The 20,312-nt window shown below is 63.8% G+C and carries 18 protein-coding genes and 1 other RNA gene; 7 read left to right on the top strand and 12 right to left on the bottom strand.

What is annotated here, in order from left to right:
* Nucleotides 1-21: 21 nt before the first annotated feature.
* On the top strand, nucleotides 22-708 hold the full coding sequence (locus AOT96_RS28240) for a GntR family transcriptional regulator (RefSeq protein WP_003941581.1): 687 nt from the start codon (nucleotides 22-24) through the stop codon (nucleotides 706-708).
* 48 nt (nucleotides 709-756) lie between these two features.
* Here the strand turns inward: AOT96_RS28240 and AOT96_RS28245 are convergent, their stop codons facing one another.
* From AOT96_RS28245 to AOT96_RS28260, 4 genes are all read right to left on the bottom strand, one after another.
* The gene (locus tag AOT96_RS28245; RefSeq protein ID WP_065352606.1) at nucleotides 757-1,278 is read right to left on the bottom strand and encodes a hypothetical protein; all 522 of its coding nucleotides are present in this window, start codon (nucleotides 1,276-1,278) and stop codon (nucleotides 757-759) included.
* 18 nt (nucleotides 1,279-1,296) lie between these two features.
* Complete coding sequence (locus AOT96_RS28250; RefSeq protein WP_065352607.1) at nucleotides 1,297-2,328, bottom strand: cupin domain-containing protein; 1,032 nt, start codon at nucleotides 2,326-2,328, stop codon at nucleotides 1,297-1,299.
* Between the two features lie 59 nt (nucleotides 2,329-2,387).
* A complete protein-coding gene (locus tag AOT96_RS28255; protein WP_065352608.1) occupies nucleotides 2,388-3,209 on the bottom strand; it encodes an alpha/beta fold hydrolase in 822 nt (273 codons plus the stop codon).
* A gap of 188 nt (nucleotides 3,210-3,397) precedes the next feature.
* Nucleotides 3,398-4,525, bottom strand: coding sequence for an NDMA-dependent alcohol dehydrogenase (locus AOT96_RS28260; protein ID WP_003941634.1), 1,128 nt, complete (start codon nucleotides 4,523-4,525; stop codon nucleotides 3,398-3,400).
* 166 nt (nucleotides 4,526-4,691) lie between these two features.
* Between AOT96_RS28260 and AOT96_RS28265 the strand changes: the two genes are divergently transcribed.
* Nucleotides 4,692-5,552, top strand: a complete 861-nt coding sequence (locus tag AOT96_RS28265; protein ID WP_065352609.1) for a spermidine synthase — start codon at nucleotides 4,692-4,694, stop codon at nucleotides 5,550-5,552.
* 9 nt (nucleotides 5,553-5,561) lie between these two features.
* On the opposite strand, the gene AOT96_RS28270 is transcribed toward AOT96_RS28265, so the two are convergent.
* The 3 genes from AOT96_RS28270 to AOT96_RS28280 all read right to left on the bottom strand — a co-directional run bounded on the left by AOT96_RS28270 (nucleotide 5,562) and on the right by AOT96_RS28280 (nucleotide 11,592).
* On the bottom strand, nucleotides 5,562-8,576 hold the full coding sequence (locus AOT96_RS28270) for a bifunctional [glutamine synthetase] adenylyltransferase/[glutamine synthetase]-adenylyl-L-tyrosine phosphorylase (protein WP_065352610.1): 3,015 nt from the start codon (nucleotides 8,574-8,576) through the stop codon (nucleotides 5,562-5,564).
* A complete protein-coding gene (locus AOT96_RS28275) occupies nucleotides 8,573-9,913 on the bottom strand; it encodes a glutamine synthetase family protein (protein ID WP_003941637.1) in 1,341 nt (446 codons plus the stop codon). The genes AOT96_RS28270 and AOT96_RS28275 overlap by 4 nt, the downstream gene beginning before the upstream one ends.
* A 107-nt stretch (nucleotides 9,914-10,020) precedes the next feature.
* Entirely contained in the window at nucleotides 10,021-11,592 is a 1,572-nt protein-coding gene (locus AOT96_RS28280) for an alpha/beta hydrolase (protein WP_065352611.1), read from the bottom strand.
* A 207-nt stretch (nucleotides 11,593-11,799) separates the two neighbouring features.
* On the opposite strand from AOT96_RS28280, the gene panB reads away from it, so the two are divergent.
* Genes panB through pip form a run of 3 tightly spaced genes read left to right on the top strand, consistent with a single transcriptional unit; the run spans nucleotide 11,800 to nucleotide 14,123 of the window.
* Complete coding sequence (gene panB, locus AOT96_RS28285; RefSeq protein ID WP_003941624.1) at nucleotides 11,800-12,651, top strand: 3-methyl-2-oxobutanoate hydroxymethyltransferase; 852 nt, start codon at nucleotides 11,800-11,802, stop codon at nucleotides 12,649-12,651.
* 51 nt (nucleotides 12,652-12,702) lie between these two features.
* Nucleotides 12,703-13,140 (top strand): hypothetical protein, encoded by a 438-nt coding sequence (locus AOT96_RS28290; RefSeq protein ID WP_065352959.1) that lies wholly within the window; start codon nucleotides 12,703-12,705, stop codon nucleotides 13,138-13,140.
* Nucleotides 13,140-14,123, top strand: coding sequence for a prolyl aminopeptidase (gene pip / locus AOT96_RS28295; RefSeq protein ID WP_047270817.1), 984 nt, complete (start codon nucleotides 13,140-13,142; stop codon nucleotides 14,121-14,123). The genes AOT96_RS28290 and pip overlap by 1 nt, the downstream gene beginning before the upstream one ends.
* 4 nt (nucleotides 14,124-14,127) lie before the next feature.
* Here the strand turns inward: pip and AOT96_RS28300 are convergent, their stop codons facing one another.
* The 3 genes from AOT96_RS28300 to rnpB all read right to left on the bottom strand — a co-directional run bounded on the left by AOT96_RS28300 (nucleotide 14,128) and on the right by rnpB (nucleotide 16,566).
* Nucleotides 14,128-15,537, bottom strand: a complete 1,410-nt coding sequence (locus tag AOT96_RS28300; protein ID WP_007735456.1) for an RNB domain-containing ribonuclease — start codon at nucleotides 15,535-15,537, stop codon at nucleotides 14,128-14,130.
* Between the two features lie 108 nt (nucleotides 15,538-15,645).
* Complete coding sequence (locus AOT96_RS28305) at nucleotides 15,646-15,831, bottom strand: hypothetical protein (RefSeq protein ID WP_007735457.1); 186 nt, start codon at nucleotides 15,829-15,831, stop codon at nucleotides 15,646-15,648.
* Between the two features lie 320 nt (nucleotides 15,832-16,151).
* Nucleotides 16,152-16,566, bottom strand: an RNA gene (gene rnpB / locus AOT96_RS28310) — RNase P RNA component class A.
* A 54-nt stretch (nucleotides 16,567-16,620) separates the two neighbouring features.
* Here rnpB and AOT96_RS28315 point away from each other — a divergent pair.
* Both AOT96_RS28315 and AOT96_RS28320 read left to right on the top strand, forming a co-directional pair.
* On the top strand, nucleotides 16,621-17,148 hold the full coding sequence (locus AOT96_RS28315) for a DUF1697 domain-containing protein (RefSeq protein ID WP_007735458.1): 528 nt from the start codon (nucleotides 16,621-16,623) through the stop codon (nucleotides 17,146-17,148).
* Between the two features lie 28 nt (nucleotides 17,149-17,176).
* On the top strand, nucleotides 17,177-18,412 hold the full coding sequence (locus AOT96_RS28320; protein ID WP_007735459.1) for an SLC13 family permease: 1,236 nt from the start codon (nucleotides 17,177-17,179) through the stop codon (nucleotides 18,410-18,412).
* A gap of 29 nt (nucleotides 18,413-18,441) precedes the next feature.
* Here AOT96_RS28320 and AOT96_RS28325 read toward each other — a convergent pair whose 3' ends face one another.
* Nucleotides 18,442-19,557 carry a bifunctional RNase H/acid phosphatase gene (locus tag AOT96_RS28325; protein WP_007735460.1) on the bottom strand — a complete coding sequence of 372 codons (1,116 nt, stop codon included), beginning with the start codon at nucleotides 19,555-19,557 and terminating at the stop codon, nucleotides 18,442-18,444.
* Nucleotides 19,554-20,291 carry a zinc ribbon domain-containing protein gene (locus AOT96_RS28330; RefSeq protein ID WP_007735462.1) on the bottom strand — a complete coding sequence of 246 codons (738 nt, stop codon included), beginning with the start codon at nucleotides 20,289-20,291 and terminating at the stop codon, nucleotides 19,554-19,556. The genes AOT96_RS28325 and AOT96_RS28330 overlap by 4 nt, the downstream gene beginning before the upstream one ends.
* Nucleotides 20,292-20,312: the final 21 nt, after the last annotated feature.

A 20,312-nucleotide genomic window follows, 5' to 3' on the forward strand; every position in this document is an offset into this window, starting at 1 on the left:
CATGCACAGGAATGAGGACACATGGATCTCGACGCCGATACGAGCACCACCGATCTGCTGGTGCCGGAGGCTGCGCTGGGCCGGTCCGATCAGACCTCGCGGCAGTACCTGCGCCTGCGAGCCGACATCCTGGCCGGCAAGTTCCCCCAGGGCTCTCCGCTGCACGAGACTCAATTGTGCGAATCGTACGGCGCATCGCGTACCCCGATCCGCGAGGCACTCAACTGGCTCGCGCACGACGGTCTACTCGAACGAGCCGCCCGCGGTTTTCGTGTCCGTTCCGGCACTCCCGAGGACGTCATCGAAATCTACGCAGCGCGGGTTGCCCTCGAATCGGAAGCCGCCGGCGCCGCCGCACTCCGCCACAGCGATCTCGACCTTGCCCGCCTGGACGGATTGCACGAGTTCTGCTGCACTGCAACAGAAGGCACCGAGGTTCGTGCCGGAAACTTCAAGTTTCACGAGGCCCTCTGGCAGGCCGCCCACAATTCCACGATCACCTCATTGCTGATCCGCCTCACCACCCAATTGCGAATCTACGACAGCGGCCCGCCGTCGAACTACGGCGAACCTGACCTGCTCAATTCGGAGCATCAAGAGATCCTGAACGCCATCCGCGCCCGGGACGAATCGTCCGCACGTGGTCACATGCGCAACCATCTCGAGCGCAGCCGCGACCAACGAATAAGGATGTTCGCCAGCCGCTGACTTCAGACAGCCCAGATTTCTGCACACTGACGCCTGCGCCGCCGTCGCTCAGACGGGGAGCGTGCCGGTGTCGACGTCGTACACGCTCTCGGCCGGGCTCGACATCACTCGATCCGCCATCTCCTGCTTGAGCTCTGTCAGCCGTGACTCGTCTTCGGCCGTCCGGTCGGACTTACGGGACAGAGTAATGAACTCGTCGACGACGAACCCCTCCCGAACAGTCAGCGTGACGCTCGCGCCGCTATAGGTGATCCGAAATACATACAGCGCGAGCGTATTTCCACGTTCACGCCTGGCCAAGGAACTGTCAACGGTGTACCGCCCTTCGGTCACCGCGCGCGTGACCAACTCGAACGCATCGCGCACTCCTGGTCCGCCGTGTGCGGTGGCCACGACCAGGGCACGACGCTCGACGGAGCCCTCCGCGCCGAACACACCGAGAGCACGCTCGAGAACCTTGTAGGCATGGACCACGCCGCCCGGGGCCTGCGGACCGTGATAGCGGATGGCGTCCTCGTACGTGAAGTCGAGCGTCGTCCCGTGATCGGTCACGGTGAGCGTGGTGGTCATGATGGGCGTCCTTGCCGGTCAGTGCTGGCGGTCGATCGGATTGATCCGCGAGACGATGAGCGGATCGATCGGGGTGAAAGGAAAGTGCGGCAGATCCCGTACCGGAACACCGAACGAGGCCGAGAGAACGCCGCGTGAGAACGCGGAAGCCGTTGCACGGTAGCCTATGTCGCCCGGCGTCGGCTGGTCGAAGAAGATGAGGAAGTTGATGTCCTCGTCACCTAGAACCTCGATGTGATGGGGATAGGCACGCGGAACGAAATACACCTGACCGGGCTCCAGTAGGTAGGTGTCGAGCGAACCGTCCGGATCGAGGATCGTCATCCGCCCGTGACCACGATGCACGTATCCCATTTCGGCAGTGACGGGATGCCAGTGTGGCTCACGCATCCCACTCTCGCGAATTGTCAACGAGTACATCGAAAGATCCTCCAGCGCCGCCCAATACTGCTTGCGCGCCACTTTCGCCTGTCCGTACGGATATGCGAGAGGCGCGATCTGGCCTTCGAGATCGAAGAGATGCGCGTTGGGAAGGCCGGCGGTATCGGGAACGACGGCGGCGCCGTCCCGCCGAACTATCTGGGACGCATCGGCTCTACCGAAGACGTCGAAGGCCGATGCGGCGAGATCGTACGTGTTGCCGAGCACCGCGTTCGACATTGCGCTGACGCTACTCTGCAACGAAAAGTGCTGCGGCAGAGAAGTGCGCAGGGCGGCGATGATCTCCGCCTCCTCCTCTCCGACATTCTCGATGTGATAAATCGCGCCGGATTCGACGTGATACATCTGCCCCGCTCGCACCACGAAGCTGGCGAACTCGTCAGCATTGCCCAACATCGAGACGAGCACGGTTCCGCTGGTGACGTAGGCGATCTGGTTCGCGTTGACGTTCCATTGTGGTTCACGGATCGCGCCGGGACCGAGAACAATTCGTTTGATCGACAGACCGGACAGGATCGGCAACGAACTCGTGTCGAGCTGCGAGATCGACCCGAGTTCGTTCTCGAAGACACTGGGGCCATTGCGTAGTGAGGCAACGTGTGTAGACATGGCAATTTTATCCTTCGCACTCTGGTCCTTTCGACTCCGGTCCTTCCGCCTCGCTGACGTCAGTCCTCGATGAACGCGAGAATGTCCTGGTCCAGTGTCTTCTGATATGAGCCGTAGATGCCGTGAGGTGCGCCCGGATACACCTTCAGCGTGCCCTTCTTCACCAGCTTGATCGCCTTCTCGGCCGCTGCGCCGATCGGCACGATCTGATCGTCGTCGCCCTGAGCGATGAGGAACGGAACGTCGATGGCTTCGAGATCGGAGGTCTGGTCCGTCTCCGAGAATGCCTTGACGCAGTCGTAGGCCGCGGCGAGGTTGACCAACATACCTTGCCGCCAGAAGTCGTCCTTCGCCCCTTGCGAGACGTCGGCACCTTCGCGGTTCGCGCCGTAAAAGCTCTCGCTGAGATCCTTGTAGAACTGCGATCGGTCTCGCAGAACTCCCTCACGGATGCCGTCGAAGACCTCGATCGGTGTGCCTTCGGGGTTGCCGTCCGACTTGACCATGATCGGCGGTACGGCGCCGGCGGTGATCACCTTGGCCACGCGCCCTTTGCCGTGCTGCGCCGCGTACCGGACCACTTCCCCGCCGCCGGTCGAATGGCCAACCAGGACCAGGTCTTTCAGGTCGAGTGTGTCGATCAGCTCAGCCAGGTCCTTGGCATATGTATCCATGTCGTTGCCGGTGTACGTCTTCGACGAGCGACCGTGTCCTCGACGATCGTGCGCGATGGTCCGGTAGCCGGCGTCGGCGAACAACTTCATCTCGACCTGCCACGCGTCAGAACTCAGCGGCCACCCGTGGCTGAGGACGATCGGCCGACCGACGCCGTGCTCGGTGTAGTAGATCTCGCTTCCGTCGGAGGTGGTGATGTAGGGCATGCTCTGCTCTTCTCTGTCGAGTCGTGGACTGAGATCCGGACACGGTGCCCGGTTTCCTGACTCTGCGAGTGCCCACTACGGGGGCAGTCGACTCATCGATCGACAGAAATGTGCGTGGGGGCAGAAGACTCCGGCCCGACATCACGAAGCGTGGTGCCGGGCCGGAGCCTTCAGTCAAAGGGAAATGATCAGTAATCGTCCTCCGTGTAGACGATCATCCCGCGCAGATTCTTTCCTTCGAGCATGTCGGCGTACCCCTCGTTGATCTCCTCGAGCTTGTAAGTCTTGGTCACCAACTCGTCGAGTTTGAGTGCGCCGCTTCGGTAGTGATCGAGCAACTTGGGAATCTGGGACCGTGGCCCTACCCCGCCGAAGATGGCTCCCTGCAAACGCTTCTGCAGAAGGGTCAGCTCGAAGAGGCTGAGCGTCACCTGCGAATCTGCGTAATGCCCCATTCCGACGACCACGACCTGGCCACCCTTGCCCGTCGCGCTGAGCGCGGGCTGAATGATGTCGCCGTGAATCTCGCCCACGGTGATCACGGTGACGTCGGCCATCTTGCCCCAGGTGATCTCGCCGATCACCGGTAGCGCTTCCTCGAGGGAGGCAAAAGTGTGTGTGGCGCCGAATTCCTTTGCCTTGTCGCGCTTGAACTCGACGGGATCGATCGCGATCACAAATCGTGCTCCGGCGGACGCCGCACCCTGCACCGAGTTGATTCCGACGCCGCCGACGCCGACGACCACCACCGTGTCGCCGACCTTGGCTCCACCGATCGCGGTGGCCGATCCCCAACCGGTGGCAACACCGCAGCCGAGCAAGGCCGCCTTGTCGAGCGGGATGTCCTTCTCGATTTTGATCACCGACGCCTCGTTGACGGTCACGTACGGCGAGAATGTTCCGAGCAGACACATCTGGATGACCGGCTCGTCGTCGAGGGTGACGCGGTACGTCTTGTCGGAGATCGCCTGCCCGGTCAACAGGCCGGCGCCCTCGTCGCAGATGTTCTGCAGACCCTTCGCACAGGACGGACAACGTCCGCACGCCGGGATGAAGGCGAGAACCACGTGGTCGCCTTCTTCGACGCTCGCGACACCCGGTCCGACCTTCGTCACCACTCCGGCTCCTTCGTGCCCGCCCAGGGCCGGGTAGAAGGGCAGCGGGCTGGCGCCCGTACGCAAATGTTCGTCCGAATGGCACAGCCCCGATGCGGCGAGTCGGACCTGCACCTCACCCGAGACCGGGTCCCCCAGCTCGACCTCTTCGATCTCCCACGCCTGACCTGGCGCCTTGACTACCGCTGCCTTGACCTTCACCTGCACTCCTCGAAATTCTTCGTGATGCACGGACGACGAAAGAACGCGCCGGCATTTGTGTCGCCGATCACACTCCATGTACGAGTGTGCCTGAAGTAGCCCGAGAATACCGTCGGTCCGTGTGCCTTCTTGGTAGCCGCCTCTACCAGAAAGGCGCACGGCTAACATGGACACAGTGGCCAAGGGAACTCGCAAGACCAGAACTCGCAGCAGTACTCCCGAGCGAGGCGAGTCCGGTCCCGTCGCCGGCACTTTTCCGATCGATACCGGGACGTGCGAACTAGTCCGCGATCAGTACTCCGATGACAGTTGGATCATCCAGATCAACGGAGTGCCCAGTTCCCACGTGAACGTCGCGGATCCCACGGTGCTCGATTTCGAGTACATGCGGTGGATCGCGCATCTGGTCGATTCCGAACGTGACAAGGCCGAGCGCCTGCGGGTGCTTCATCTCGGCGGTGGCGCCTGCTCCATGGCCAGATACTTCGCCGCCACCTACCCTGACGCGCGTCAAGTGGTGGTCGAAATCGACGGTGCTCTGGCGGAACTCGTACGCGATTGGTTCGACCTCCCGCGCGCGCCTCTTCTGCGCATCCGCGTCGGAGAAGCCCGCGCCGTCACCGAAACTCTCACCGAGTCCACCCGGGACATCGTGATTCGAGATGTCTTCGCCGGCAGCACAACTCCGACACCACTGACGACGGCGCAATTCACCACCCACGTACGACGCGTGCTCGCACCGGGCGGCATCTACATCGTCAACTGCGGCGACACCCCGGATCTCCAGGGCGCGCGCAGCGAGGCCGCAACCATCGGCGCACAGTTCGAACGCATGGCGATCATCGCCGATCCCGCGATGCTCAAGGGCCGCCGCTACGGCAACATGATCATCGCGGGCAGCGACGTACCGATCGGCGGGCAACCCGCGCTCGCGCGCGAGCTACTCGGCGGCGGAGTTCCCGCCCACGTGTGGCAGGACGCCGAAGTCCGCAAGTTCGCCGCGAATGCGCCGGTTCGCCAAGACTGAGCAAAAACGCTACTCCCCGCCGAAGACCCTCTCCACCACTGCTTTTGCCCGACGCGTGATGCGCAGGTAATTGTCGAGGAATTCCCCTGCGTCGTCGCCGTATCCAGCGACCTGCGCCACCGCCGCGAGAACACGGCCCGGGCCGGGAAGCTGATCGGTCGGCTTCCCCCGCACCAGAACGAGGCAGTTGCGTGCCTTCGTCGCGGTGATCCAGGCGTCACGCAGCAGTTCGACGTCACCTTCGCTGAGCAGTTCCGCGGCGCCGATGGCGTCGAGAGTCTCCAGCGTCGACGTGTTGTGCAGCGACTCGATCTTGTCGGCGTGGCGCAGCTGCAGCAATTGCACAGTCCACTCGATGTCGGCCAAGCCGCCGCGACCCAGTTTGGTGTGCGTCGCCGGATCGGCTCCGCGAGGAAGCCTTTCGGAATCGACTCGCGCCTTGATGCGCCGGATCTCGCGCACCGCCGCGTCACTGACGCCGCCTTCGGGGTAGCGGGTCTTGTCGATCATGTGCAGGAACCGCAGTCCCAATTCAGGATCACCGGCCACCGGGTGCGCACGAAGGAGTGCTTGAATCTCCCACGCCTGAGCCCACTTCGCGTAGTACGCGTCGTAAGACTCCAGGGTTCGTACCATCGGTCCGTTGCGACCTTCCGGGCGCAGTCCGGTGTCGACCTCGAGCGGTGGATCTGTACTCGGTGCCCCGAGAAGCTTGCGCACCTTGTCGGCAATGCTGTTGGCCCACTTGACCGCAACGGTCTCGTCGACGCCCTCGCGGGGTTCGCACACGAACAGAACGTCCGCATCGGATCCGTAGCCGAGTTCGCCGCCGCCGAGTCGGCCCATGCCGATGACGGAGAAACTGGCCGGCGCCTCGGTCCCGAGTTCGGTGACGCTGGCCTTGATCACCGCGGAGAGCGATGCATTGAGCACCGCGGCCCACACCGAGGACAGCGCCTTGCAGACTGCAGGAACATCGAGCATGCCGAGGATGTCGGCCGACGCGATTCGCGCAAGTTCGTGTCGCCGCAGCGAGCGGGCCGCAGCAACAGCACGATTGGGATCACTGTGTCGGCCGGAGGCGGTGAGGATTCCGCGAGCGACGTCCTCGGGCTTCGGCTCGACCAGGCGCGGTCCACTCGGCGAATCCGCGAACAAGCGAATCACGTCGGGAGCCTTGATGAGCAGGTCGGGTAGGTACGCCGACGAGCCCAGCACGGTCATCAGACGCTCGGCCACCGCAGCCTCGTCGCGGAGCAGGCGCAGGAACCACGTCTGGTCGACGAGCGCGTCCGAGAGCCTGCGGTAAGCGAGCAGACCGGCATCGGGATCCGGTGTGTCCGCGAGTGATTCGAGCAGAGTCGGCAACAGGAGCGCTTGAATGCGACCCTTGCGTGAAGCGCCACTCGTCAGTGCAGTCAGATGCCCGAGAGCATGCTCGGGTGCCGTGTAACCGAGAGCGGCCAACTGGCGAACCGCGGCTTCTGGCCCCAGGACCAGTGCTTCCTTGTCCATCCGCGCCACCGATTCGAGAAGCGGGCGGTAGAACAACTTGGCGTGCAGGCGGCGAATCCGATGCGAATTCCGCTTGATCTCGGCGCGCAGGACTCCCAGGGAATCCAGACGACCGTCGGGTCGCATGTGCGCGGCGCGGGCCAGCCAACGCAGCGCTTCCTCGTCGTCCGGCGGCGGCAGGGTGTGTGTGCGCTTGAGCTTCTGTAACTGCAGACGGTGCTCGAGCAGACGCAGGAATTCGTACGACGCAGTCAGGTTGGCGGCGTCGTCGCGGCCGACGTATCCACCCGCCGCCAATGCAGTCAGTGCATCGACGGTGCTCTGGACATGCAACGAACTGTCGGCGCGCCCGTGCACCAATTGCAGGAGTTGGACGGCGAATTCGACGTCGCGCAAACTTCCGCGGCCGAGTTTGAGTTCACGCTCACGCAGTTCGGGGGGAACCATTTCCTCGACGCGTCGACGCATGGCCTGGACTTCTGGGACGAAGTCCTCGCGCTCGGAGGCGATCCACACCATCGGGCTCATCGCCTCGGAGTACTGGCGACCGAGCTCCATGTCGCCGGCCATCGGACGAGCCTTGAGCAGTGCCTGGAACTCCCAGGTCTTGGCCCAGCGCTTGTAGTACGTGATGTGGGATTCGAGGGAGCGAACCAGTTCTCCGCGCTTGCCTTCGGGCCGCAGCGCAGCATCGACCTCGAAGAATGCGGAGGTACCGATACGCATCATCTCACCGGCAACGCGACTGGCCGTCGCATCGGCCGGTTCGGCGACGAACACCACGTCGACGTCGGAGACGTAGTTCAGCTCGCGCGCACCACATTTGCCCATGGCGATCACGGCGAGCCGGATCGGACAGCTGCCCTCGGGACACACCGTTGCGATGGCCACCGCAAGTGCAGCGGTCAGCGCGGCGTCGGCCAGATCGGAAAGCTGGTGCCCCACAGTCTGATACGGAACTACTGGTTCGTTCTCGACGGTCGCCGCAAGATCAGCCGCAGCCAGCAGCATCAGCTGGTCCTTGTAGCTCTTACGCAGAGCAACAACAGCTTCCGGCCCGGTCACCGTGGCGCGGTAGGTCAGGGAACCTTCGGTGGCACCCTCGTCGACAGTTGCACCCACGACCTCCAGCAAGGCTGCAGTCGCCTCGTCCTTGGTCGGCAGAGCGGTGCCGTCGAGCAGTTTCCAGCCGATCGGATCCGCGGCCAGGTGGTCGCCGAAGGCCGACGACGCACCCACCAGTGCGAACAAACGGCCGCGCAGGCTCTTGTCCTTGCGCAGGACCTGATCGAGTTCGCGCCACCCGTCGCCGAGCCCGTCCTTGATCCGCACAAGGGTGCGCAGAGCGAGGTCGGCGTTCGCGGCACGCGACAGCGACCACAAGAGTTCGATGCTCTCGGCGTCGACCCAACCGAGCTGACGCAACTCGTCGGCAGCGGTGGGCTCGACCAGCCCGAGTCGACCCGGTCCTGGAACTGCTGATCTCGCAGCGGGCGGTTTCACCGTCACAGACCGAGGTAGGTCTTGAGCTCGAACGGCGTCACGTGGCTGCGGTATTCCTCCCACTCACGACGCTTGTTGCGCAGGAAGAAATCGAAGACGTGCTCGCCGAGTGCTTCGGCCACGAGCTCCGACTTCTCCATCTCGCGCAGAGCGCTGTCCAAGTTGCTCGGCAGTTCCTTGTAACCCATGGCGCGGCGCTCGGCGGAGGTCAACGACCACACGTCGTCTTCTGCCTCGGGCGGCAAGGTGTAGCCCTTCTCGATGCCGCGAAGACCGGCAGCAAGCAGGACCGCGAAAGTCAGGTACGGGTTGCAAGCCGAGTCTGGGCTACGGATCTCGACGCGACGTGACGACGCCTTGTTGGGCGTGTACATCGGGACGCGAATGAGAGCCGATCGGTTGGACGGGCCCCACGACGCAGCAGTGGGTGCCTCTCCCCCGTGGACGAGTCGCTTGTACGAGTTGACCCACTGGTTCGTGACCGCACTGATCTCGTTGGCGTGCTCGAGGATGCCGGCGATGAACGCCTTGCCGGTCTCGGAGAGCTGCATCGGATCGTCCGGATTGTGGAAGGCGTTGGTGTCGCCCTCGAACAGGCTCATGTGGGTGTGCATCGCGGAGCCGGCCTGATCGCTGAACGGCTTGGGCATGAAGCTCGCCCGGACGCCTTCACCGATCGCGACCTCCTTGACGACGTACCGGAACGTCATCACGTTGTCGGCCATCGAGAGTGCGTCGGCGTAGCGCAGATCGATCTCCTGCTGACCCGGCGCGGCCTCGTGGTGGCTGAACTCGACCGAGATGCCCATCGACTCGAGTGCGTCGATGGCGTGGCGGCGGAAATTCGGAGCCGAATCGTGCACGGCCTGGTCGAAGTATCCGCCCGAGTCGGCCGGGATCGGTGGAGTGCCGTCGATCGGGCCGTTCTCCAGAAGGAAGAACTCGATTTCCGGGTGGACGTAGCAGCTGAAGCCCAAGTCGCTGGCCTTGCTCAGCTGGCGACGCAGTACGTGGCGCGGATCGGCCCACGACGGCGAACCGTCGGGCATCGTGATGTCGCAGAACATGCGAGCGGAATGCTGCGCACCGTCCTTGTGCGCCCACGGCAGGATCTGGAATGTCGAGGCGTCGGGCCGAGCGACGGTGTCGGCTTCGGAGACTCGAGAGAATCCCTCGATGGCGGAACCGTCGAATCCGATTCCCTCCTCGAAGGCGCCTTCGAGTTCGGCGGGGGCGATCGCCACCGATTTGAGGTACCCGAGAACATCGGTGAACCACAAGCGGACAAACCGAATGTCGCGCTCTTCCAGGGTACGAAGCACGAATTCTTTTTGGCGATCCATGCACGCGAGACTAAGCAAGCCACGTTAAATCTGTGTTACATCAGTGGTCCCGGTTAACAGAGTGATTGGTCACCATCGAATAGGCGCAGCGTACGGCGTCGCGCCGGTTAACATGTCAGACCCTCTTCCGGAGCCTTCAAGTAAACGAAGTAGTCGACGACGGCATCGTCGACGCAGGAGTTTCCGTCCAGAACCACCGTGTGTTGGGTTCCGTCGAACGTGATCAGAGCAGCGCCCAACTGCTTCGCGAGATCCACTCCGGCCTGATACGGGGTCGCCGGATCCTGCGTCGTGGACACGACGACCAGCTGCGGCAGACCGGCGTCAGCGAGTGCCTGGGGGTCGAGCGCGTGAGGGCTGCCGGTAGCCGGAACGGGCCAGAACGCGCACAGGTCGAGCGGCGCTTGACCCGTCCCGCGGCCGTCGTCGAGGAACGGCGCCGCCTCGCGGTACCGAGTGTCGGATTCGCCCGCCTCGGCGCGGTCGGTGGTTGCCGGATCGTCCACGCAGCGAATGGCGTTGAACGCGTCGTTGATGTTGGAGTAGCTGCCGTCATCCTCACGGCCTTCGTACATGTCGGCGAGATTGAGCAGCGAGTCGCCGCGTCCGTCGGCCAGACTCGACAGACCCCCACGCAGCGGCGTCCACAACTGTGGCGAGTACAGAGCTTGCTGCACGCCCGTGATCGCGTCGGAATAACTCAGCCCGCGCGGATCGGTGGTCTGTGCCGGCTTCTCGATCAACGGATCGACGAGTGTCTGAAAGCGTGCCTGCGCCTGCGCCGGATCATCACCCAGCGGGCAATCCGTTCGCGAGACACAGTCGGCGACAAAGGCGTCGAACGCGCCTTGGAAGCCCTGCCCCTGCAAGACCACTTCGTCGACCGGATCCTGCTCGGGGTCGAGCGCGCCGTCGAGGACCATCGCTCGGACGTTCTGCGGAAAGGTTTCCGCGTACGTGGATCCGAGCCGGGTCCCGTACGAGAACCCGAGGTAGTTCATCTTCGGATCGCCGAGAACGCCCCGAATGACGTCCATATCTCGCACCACCTCGTAGGTACCGACATGAGCGAGGAACTCCGTACCGGTCCGCTCAGCGCACTTGGCGGCGTAGTCCTTGCTGTCCGCCTCGGCGAGAGCGATGCCCTCCGGCGTCATGTCGACGTTGACCTCCGCACGCTCCGCGTCGGTCTCCTCCGGCGTCAAACACCGAACCTGCGGGGTCGACGCCCCGATCCCCCGCGGATCGAAGCCGATCATGTCGAAACGTTCCTGCAATTCGGTGCCCGAACCCGAGGTCGCCATCGACAGCCCGGACCCACCCGGCCCGCCGGGGTTCAGCAACAGTGAGCCGATGCGGTCGCCGGTTGCCTTCGAACGCGAGATCACCACCTTCGCGGTGTCGCCGTTCGGATTCGCGTAGTCGACGGGAACGCTCACCTCGGCGCAGTCGACCCCACGCCCCAGCGGCGCAGTTCCTTCTTCGACAAATTGGTCGCACGAACCCCAGTCGAGCGTCTGCTCGTAGAATTTCTCGAGGCCGGACGGCACCGCGGACGCGGCAGAACCAGCAGGTTCCACTGATTCGGGCGTGCCTTCCGAACTGGTGCAACCGACAACCAACACGAGCACTGCTGCGCTTCCGGCGAGGGCACCGGAGAGGCGAACGAACTTCGACATGCCATCGATGGTGCCAGGAAACCGCGATAGCCAGCGGTTCGCCTCGTCTCGGCACCTACCTGATACGCGCGCGGTGATGTGACCCATTGCACCCCGTCAACTATTCGTGTCGGCGATGTCCGGTGGCAGACTGAACACGTCATCACCCACACCCGGGGACCCGAAGGCGATCAACGCTCAGGGCCTCGAGGCCAGAAAGGGACAACGATGTCCGAAACACCTCTCTACGGTTCTGTACCCACTGCAAGCTCTACCGATGCACCGAAGCGTAAGACGCGCATTCACCACCTCGCCGAGATGAAGCAGAACGGCGAACGCTGGTCGATGCTCACCGCTTACGACTACTCCACGGCACGCATCTTCGAAGACGCAGGCATCCCGGTGCTGCTCGTCGGCGACTCTGCCGCCAACGTCGTCTACGGCTACGACACCACCGTGCCGATCACCGTCGACGAACTGCTCCCGCTCGTGCGTGGCGTCGTTCGCGGCGCGCCGCACGCACTCGTCGTCGCCGACCTCCCCTTCGGCACCTACGAGGGTTCCGCCGAGCAGGCCCTGGCGACTGCCACACGGTTCATGAAGGAAGGCCTCGCGCACGCCGTCAAACTCGAGGGCGGTGAGCGGATGAGCAAGCAGATCGCGGCAATCACCTCGGCCGGCATCCCCGTCATGGCACACGTCGGATTCACCCCGCAGAGCGTGAACTCGCTCGGCGGATTCCGCGTCCAGGGTCGCGGCGACGCGGCCGAGCAGCTTGTGGCGGACGCCATTGCAGTCCAGGAAGCCGGGGCGTTCTCCGTCGTCATGGAAATGGTTCCGGCCGAGATTGCGGGCCAGGTCAGCCGCAAACTCACCATCCCCACCGTCGGCATCGGGGCCGGTTCCGAATGCGACGCTCAGGTACTCGTCTGGCAGGACATGGCGGGTTACACGAGTGGTAAGACAGCCAAGTTCGTCAAGCGTTTCGGTAACGTCGGTGACGAACTGCGTTCCGCAGCCGCAGCCTATGCATCAGAAGTTCGCACTGGCGCTTTCCCGGCCGCAGAACACAGTTTCTGATCCGAGACCGGCGAACGCCGCCTGTCTCTCAACCAGCCAGGGGTGCGTTCAATGATCGGTAACCGTCGAAGTTCTACTGCCGCAGCTGTAGTCGGCGCGGCAGCTCTCGTCACGGTGCTGAGCGGATGCGCGGGAGGGTCCACCAACTCTCCCGCGCCCAGCAGCACTACGCCCGCGAGTTCCACCACGACGGCGCCGGCAACAACCGCGTCCGGTTCGACGTTCACCGACGCTCAAGTCCAGCAGTTGTGCTCGGATATGGAAGGGCAGCTGCAGAACTGGCGGACCGTCACCCCGACGCTCGGCAAGGGCGGACTGAACACGATCGTCATCACGTGGGCGAAACAGAACGGCATCAACCTGCTCGATCTCGCTCAGAACCGCGAAAGCATCGACGCGGCAACCTCAGCCGCGTGCCCCGACGTCCGGAGCGGCGCGATTTCCGCACTCGAGATCCCCGATCTCGCTTCCGGCCTGGTGGGCTTCTGATGACCGACACTTCCGCGCAGCCGTCGGCTCTCCGGAGTCCGTATCCCCCGATCGAGCCTTTCGTCACCGGCTTCCTCGATGTCGGTGACGGCCAGAGCATGTACTGGGAAGTCAGCGGAAATCCGGACGGCAAGCCGGTGGTGTTCCTGCACGGTGGCCCCGGCGGTGGCGCGCAACCGGCGGTACGCCAGTTCTTCGATCCGGCCGCATACCGCATCGTTCTACTCGACCAGCGCGGCTGCGGGCGGTCCACCCCTCACGTTGCCGACGGCGCCGACCTGTCGGTGAACACGACGGACAAGCTGCTGGCCGACATCGAAGCCCTGCGTGAACATCTTTCGATCGACAAGTGGATGGTTTTCGGCGGGTCCTGGGGTTCCACGCTGTCCATCGCCTACGCCGAAACGTTTCCTACGCGCGTCACTGAGCTGGTCCTGCGCGGGATCTTCCTCCTGCGTCGTAGCGAGATCGACTGGTACTACAACGGCGGCGCGGGAAACATCTTCCCGGAGCGCTGGGACAAATTCCTCGAACCGGTACCCGAGGCGCAGCGCGGCGAAGACCTCGTCGCGGTCTATCACCAACTGCTCCATTCCGAAGACCCCGACGTCGCAGCCCGGGCAGCGATCGCCTGGTCGGCCTGGGAAGGATCGACGAGCTACCTGTACCCACAGGCGGACAAGATCGAACAGAACTCCGAGACCCGATTCGCCTTGGCTTTCGCCCGTATCGAGAACCACTACTTCGTCAACGGCGGATTCTTCGACGAGGGTCAGCTCCTACGCAAAAGCTCCGCACTGCACGGCATTCCGGGGACGATCGTCCAGGGCCGCTACGACGTCGTCTGCCCCGCCACCAGCGCCTGGGCGCTGCACAAGGCGTGGCCCGAATCCAAGCTCGTGATCGTCGACGACGCGGGACACTCCGCGATGGAGCCCGGCATCATGCATCACCTGGTGGAAGCCACCGATTCTTACCGGTAACTCCCTACGCCGGGAACGTGAATTCCACCGTCCGTTTGACGGTGTCGACGGCGGTGAGTCGCACCTTTGCGCGCTCACCGTCGTCGGGCGTTCCGACGCATTTCGCAATCACCGCGACCGACGGGACAAACACTTCCGCCGAGCGCTTTCCGTCCTTGGCGCGCATCACCACTGCGTCGAAGACCTCGCCGACCCGGCCGTCGAGCAGCGTGGACTCGGTCAGATCGATGCACGCACGGTCGACCTTGTTCGCCAGTGAGTCGGACCCACTCATGATGTCGGGCAGCTCGGGAAGTGCAGTGCGCGCCCATTCCGGTACCGGCGTACCAGCTGTGATCGCCAGACACACCTCGGTGCTGAAGCGGTCGGACAGCCGCCGCAGCGGAGCAGTCACGTGAGCGTAGGGCGCTCCGATCCCCGCATGCACCGTCAACTCCGGTAGTCGGCCGTCGAAGGCCGCGTAGTCTGCGCCGCGCAGCAACGACGGTGCAACCGACATCAGCGCCATAGTCGACGGCTCGTTGGAATCGAGTCCGGCAAGAATCTGCCCGACGCTTTGCCCCTCCGGCCACGTGATACCCAGCGCCACTGCAGTTCTCCGCAAGGTCCGAACCGCGGACTCCTCGGCCGGCGGCAGCGTGCGAAGCAACCCGATACCTGCGTCGATCATCATGCGGCCGGCACACATCCCGGTCAGCAGCGACACTTCTGCGTTCCAGTCGTCCGCTTCGGTACGTGGCTCCAGTTCGATCCGCCAGCGAGCCGAGGACTCGTCCTCCGGCTGATCCCGAACCACTGACTGCTCGGGCAGTTTCAGCTCGATGGCACCCCTGGCAACCGCCGAGACACTGCGCAATCGTCCGAACTCCGGTAGTGCGGCGATGGACGGATGCAAGGTTCCCGCGTCGGCATCGCGCTGCACGGTCGAATAGTCCAGACGTGCCACCGATTTCACCAGAGCGCGTCTCACCTGCCACGACGTCGGCTCGGCCTGCGCGTCGAGTTCGATCCGCCACAGCGCGGCGGGACGAACCACGTCCGGCAGCAGACTCGCCGATCCCTCCGACAACGCTCGGGGATGCAGCGGGACGGAACCGTCCGGGAGATAGAAGGTTTGGCCCCGCTTGCGGGTTTCGATGTCGAGAGCGCCACCCGGCGTCACCACCGCCGCGACGTCGGCGATCGCGTAGTGCACGACGTACCCGGTCGAGATCTTCTCGATGTGCACTGCCTGGTCGAGGTCCATCGATCCGGGAGGGTCGATGGTCACGAAGGCGATACCCGTTTCGTCGACACGCCCGGCACCGAAACGATCCACGGCATTCTCGGCCTCGGCCTGCGCCGCAGCCGAGAATGCTCCTGGCAAGTCGAACTCCGCCCGAACCACTCCGAAGTCGATTCCCTGCACCATCATTCGACTTGCGGGCACGCATCCTCCATGATCGGTTCGGGCCGGTGTAGCAGCAGTACCGGTCCCAGTTGTTCGAGTCCCGGCTGTTCCAAGGCTCAGTTATTCCAAGGCTCAGTTGTTCCAGTCTTCGTCTGCCCGATCGGCGGCTTTGTTGCGTTCGGCAGCGATCTTCAATGCATGCTCGGCAGAGTCCCGATCAGGGTACGGCCCCATCCTCGTCAGCGAGGACGCACCCTTTCCCTGCGTGACGGAACCGTCGGACACGTCGAAGTACCAGAGTCGATCTTCATCAGTCATATCCACAGTGTGACATCAGAGTGAGATAGAAGCTTGTAGATCGCTGTGAGACTGATATTCTTTCTACTTGGCCTGGCAGGTGAGAACCGGACATTCGAACGGTGAGTTCTGCTTGAATGCCCAACACAAGCTACGAACAGAAAATGGAGTGCGCATGTCCGCAATTCTTTACGATTACCTCCTCCCGCTCATGGGCCATGACGCGGCAACGTACTGGGCTACGCTGCTGGTCATCAAGCCTGTCTGACAGCTTTCGACCATAGAGAAGACCCCCACCGATCCGGTGGGGGTCTTCTTTGTGCTCTCTTGCAGATCGCGGGCGGACGAGTCGGCGTGTAAGCCGGATCCTGTCCTGCGGCACCGAAGTGCCGAGTGGCGACCATCCATCTGGGCACACCGTCGCCGGGTGCCTCGAGCGGTTCACCCGCAGGCTCGGGCGAGCAGCCCTCGAACACCTGCGCAGCCGCACCGCGAGCGATGCGACCTTCAACCTTGCTCCGGGCGGGGTTTACCTAGCCACCCCGGTCACCCGAGGTGCTGGTGCGCTCTTACCGCACCGTTTCACCCTTACCTGCCTCGAAAGGCAGGCGGTCTGTTTTCTGTGGCACTGTCCCGCGAGTTGCCTCGGGTTGCCGTTAACAACCGCCCTGCTCTGTGGAGTCCGGACTTTCCTCGGCCCCAGGCCTGTGCGCGATACGCGCTGGTTCCAGAAGCCGCGGCCGCCCGGCCAACTCGTCCGCCCCCGTATGCTACCGGGCGCCTGTCGGTGGCCGGCACTATGGTCACCGTATGACTCGGTACGTGGCCCTGCTACGCGGCATCAACGTGGGCGGCATCAACATCAAGATGGCGGACCTGGCGAGAGTCTTCGGTGACCTCGGATTCCAAGGGGTGAAAACCGTGTTGGCCTCAGGCAACGTTCTGTTCGACAGTCCGAGCACCGACATCCCGACGCTGAAGAAACAGATCGAATCCGCCCTTGCCCGCGAGTTCGGCTACGAGGCTTGGGTGTTCGTCCTCGACCTTCCGACACTGCAGGCGATCGTGGACAACTACCCGTTCGAGCGCGAACGCGAGGGTTGGCATGCTTATGCGATGGTTGCCTCCGAGCCGGAAATCCTGGAGGAATTGAGCACTGCAGCAGCGCAACTCGATGCCTCGGTCGAGCGTGTGGCGGCAGGCGACGGAGTCCTGTACTGGGAGGTCGAGAAGGGGCAGACCGTCAAGAGCGCGTTCGGCAGGAACACCGGAAAACCGAAGTTCAAGGCGTTCACCACAACCCGAAACCTGAACACGCTCTACAAACTGCTCAAATGACGCTCGCCCCGACGCGGAGCACCATCGCGTGACTCTTCTACCGATCCTGCTCGTCGCCCTCGTCCTCGTCTTCGCGATAGTGCGTCCACGCGGGCTTCCCGAGATCGTCATCGCCGGGCCGGCAGCTGTCGTCGTTCTCCTGACCGGCGTCGTAACTCTCGACGAAGCCCGCGACGAACTGGCGAGCATGGCACCCACCGTCGTCTTCCTGGTTGCCGTGCTGGTTCTCGCTCATGCCGCCGATGCTCTCGGCGTCTTTCGCTGGGTCAGCCAGATCCTGCAGCAAAAATCCCTCGCCGATCCACACCGGTTGCTGATCTATGTGTTCGGCGCCGCCGCCCTGACCACGGCGGTCCTGAGCCTCGACGCCACCGTCGTGCTGCTGACACCCGCGGTGATCGCGGCCGCACGATCCATCGGAGCAAGTCCCCGGCCGCATTCCTATGCCAGTGCGCACCTGTCGAATTCGGCGTCGACCCTGCTGCCGGTGTCCAATCTGACCAACCTCATCGCGTTTGCTGCAACAGGTTTGACGTTCTTGCACTTCACCGCGTTGATGGCGTTGCCGTGGGTTGTGACGATCGCTGTCGAGTACCTGATTTTTCGACTGTTCTTCCGTTCGGAACTCGCGCGGGGCGACAGCGCCGAACCGCCGGTGGCAGCCAGATCTGCGCCTGCGCCGATTCTGCCGCTGACGGTGATCGGAATGACGCTGCTCGGTTTCGCGGTTTCGGGCTTCTTCGGGATCGAGCCCGCCTGGATCGCGGTGGTGGGTGCGAGTGTCCTGGGAGCGATCGCTCTGGCTCGGCACCGTACGACCGCCGCCAAGATGCTCTACGCTGCCGACCTCTGGTTCTGCGCGTTCGTCCTGGTTCTCGGAATCATCGTCGCCGGAGTCGCGAACGGGCCGGTGGGCGAATGGATTGCGCAGATCCTGCCAGGCGACACCAGCTACGGCTCACTGCTCTTTGTCGCCGCGGTAGCGGCGGTTGCGTCCAATCTCGTCAACAACCTGCCGGCAACCTTGCTGATGATCGCAGCGCTCGGAACGGCGGCACCTCCAGCGCTGGTGCTTGCGATGTTGATCGGCGTCAACCTCGGCCCCAACCTCACCTACGTGGGCTCACTGGCAACGATGCTCTGGCGACGAGTCGCCACCAGCGCGGGCGCACCGCCCACGCTGGCGACATTCACTCTGCTCGGGGTCATCACGACGCCACTGACATTGCTCGCCGCCGTGAGTGCCCTGTGGTTGGTGATCTGATCAGAGGCTGATCAGCCGTCGGGGCTCTTTCAGCGAAGGTGTGACGTGTCGTTGACCAACCGGACCGAGGCTCCCCCGTCGGGATAGAACTCGGTGATACTCAGCGACGCCAGATCCAGATGCAACCGGTACAGCAACGACGGCCCGGCATCGAGGGCCAGCTGCACCAAAGTCTTGATCGGGGTGACGTGAGAGACGACCAACAGCGTCGCGCCGCCGTAGGTCGAGATCAGGTCGTCACGCGCGGCGACGACTCGTTCGCGTACCTCGTCGAAACTCTCGCCGCCCGGTGGACGCACCGAAGTGTCCGAGAGCCATTCGCGATGCAGGTCCGGGTCACGCTCGGCTGCCTCGCGGAACGTGAGTCCGTCCCAGTCGCCGAAATCGGTTTCGATCAAACCCTTGTGCTCGACGACGGGTAAACCGAGCACGCGGGCCGATGCCTCTGCCGTCTCACGGGTTCTGCCGAGGGGTGAGCAGACGATGGCGTCGATACCGCCTCGGTTCCCGAAGCGTCCGGCTGCGCCGGCAGCCTGCGCGCGGCCCAGTTCCGTGAGCTCCGGATTCCCGCGTCCGGAGTACCGGCGATCGACCGACATCGCTGTCTGTCCGTGACGTAGCAACAACATTCGTGTCGGCTTGCCGGTGGTGGCGATCCATCCCGGAGAGCCGGCGATCTGCGGCTCCGACGTCTCTTCGGACGGCGCGGCGGGTGCGGGGGCTGCGGTTTCGATGCCGGCAGCCGCGTCCATCGCCTCGTTGGCAAGACGATCGGCATGAGAGTTCTCGCCGCGAGGAATCCACGTGTAGGTCACTCGCGAGAACTGCGTCGCCAGCTCGGCAGCGCGCCGTTGCAGCGGAATCATGTCCGGGTGCTTGACCTTCCAGCGCCCGGACATCTGCTCGACGACCAACTTGGAATCCATGCGGACGTCGACCGTCGACGCGCCGAGTTCACCGGCAGCGGTCAACCCGGCGATCAGTCCGCGGTACTCGGCGACGTTGTTGGTCGCGATACCGATGCTTTCCTTGCGTTCGGCCAACACCGAGCGCGAGGCGTCGAACACCACCGCTCCGTAGCCGGCCGGACCGGGATTGCCCCGCGATCCACCGTCGGCCTCGACGATGACCTGCGAGAGAGTCACAGACCGGACTCCTTGGTACGCACCATGATTGCATTGCACTCTGGGCAACGAACTACGACGTCGGCCGGCGACGCGGCGATTCGGGAGATCTCGCCGCGGTCGATCTCGATCCGGCAAGCGCCGCATCGGCGTGCCTGCAGAAGCGCCGCGCCCGGTCCGCCCAGGCTGCGCTGCTTCTCGTAGACAGCAAGGAAATCGGCGGGGAATTCACCGACGAGTCGTTCACGATCGGCGGCGCAACGCTCCTGCGCCTTGTCCAGATCAGCGACGGCATCGTCGCGGCGACGCTTGGCGTCGATCAGCTCTTCTTCGGCCTGGGACAGCTGGGCACCGGCGTGATCGTGATCGGCCTGCAACGCCTCACGCTGCTCCATCACTTCGAGCAACTCGTCTTCGAGGAGCCCCTGACGCCGGACCAGGCTGCCGAGTTCGTGTTCGAGTTCGGTGAGCTGCTTCGCCCCGACCGACCCGCTCTGCAAGAGTGTGCGGTCACGATCCTCGCGCTGACGAACCGCGTCGACCTCGCCTTCGAGCTTGCGAATGTCGCGATCGATGTCGTCGATCTGGATTTCGACGGCTACGGACGCGTCTTTACGGCTGATTCGCTCGGCCTCGAGACGTTCGACTTCCTGCTGCTCGGGAAGCGCTCCGCGTCGGTGGGTGATCCGAGTGAGCTCAGCATCCACCCCGGCGAGGTCGAGAAGCTTGGATTGCACCTGTGGTTCGACGTTCACGCTGTATAACTCCTGCTGTAA

The organism is Rhodococcus sp. 008, assembly GCF_001682295.1.
Classification (GTDB): Bacteria; Actinomycetota; Actinomycetes; order Mycobacteriales; family Mycobacteriaceae; genus Rhodococcus_F; species Rhodococcus_F qingshengii.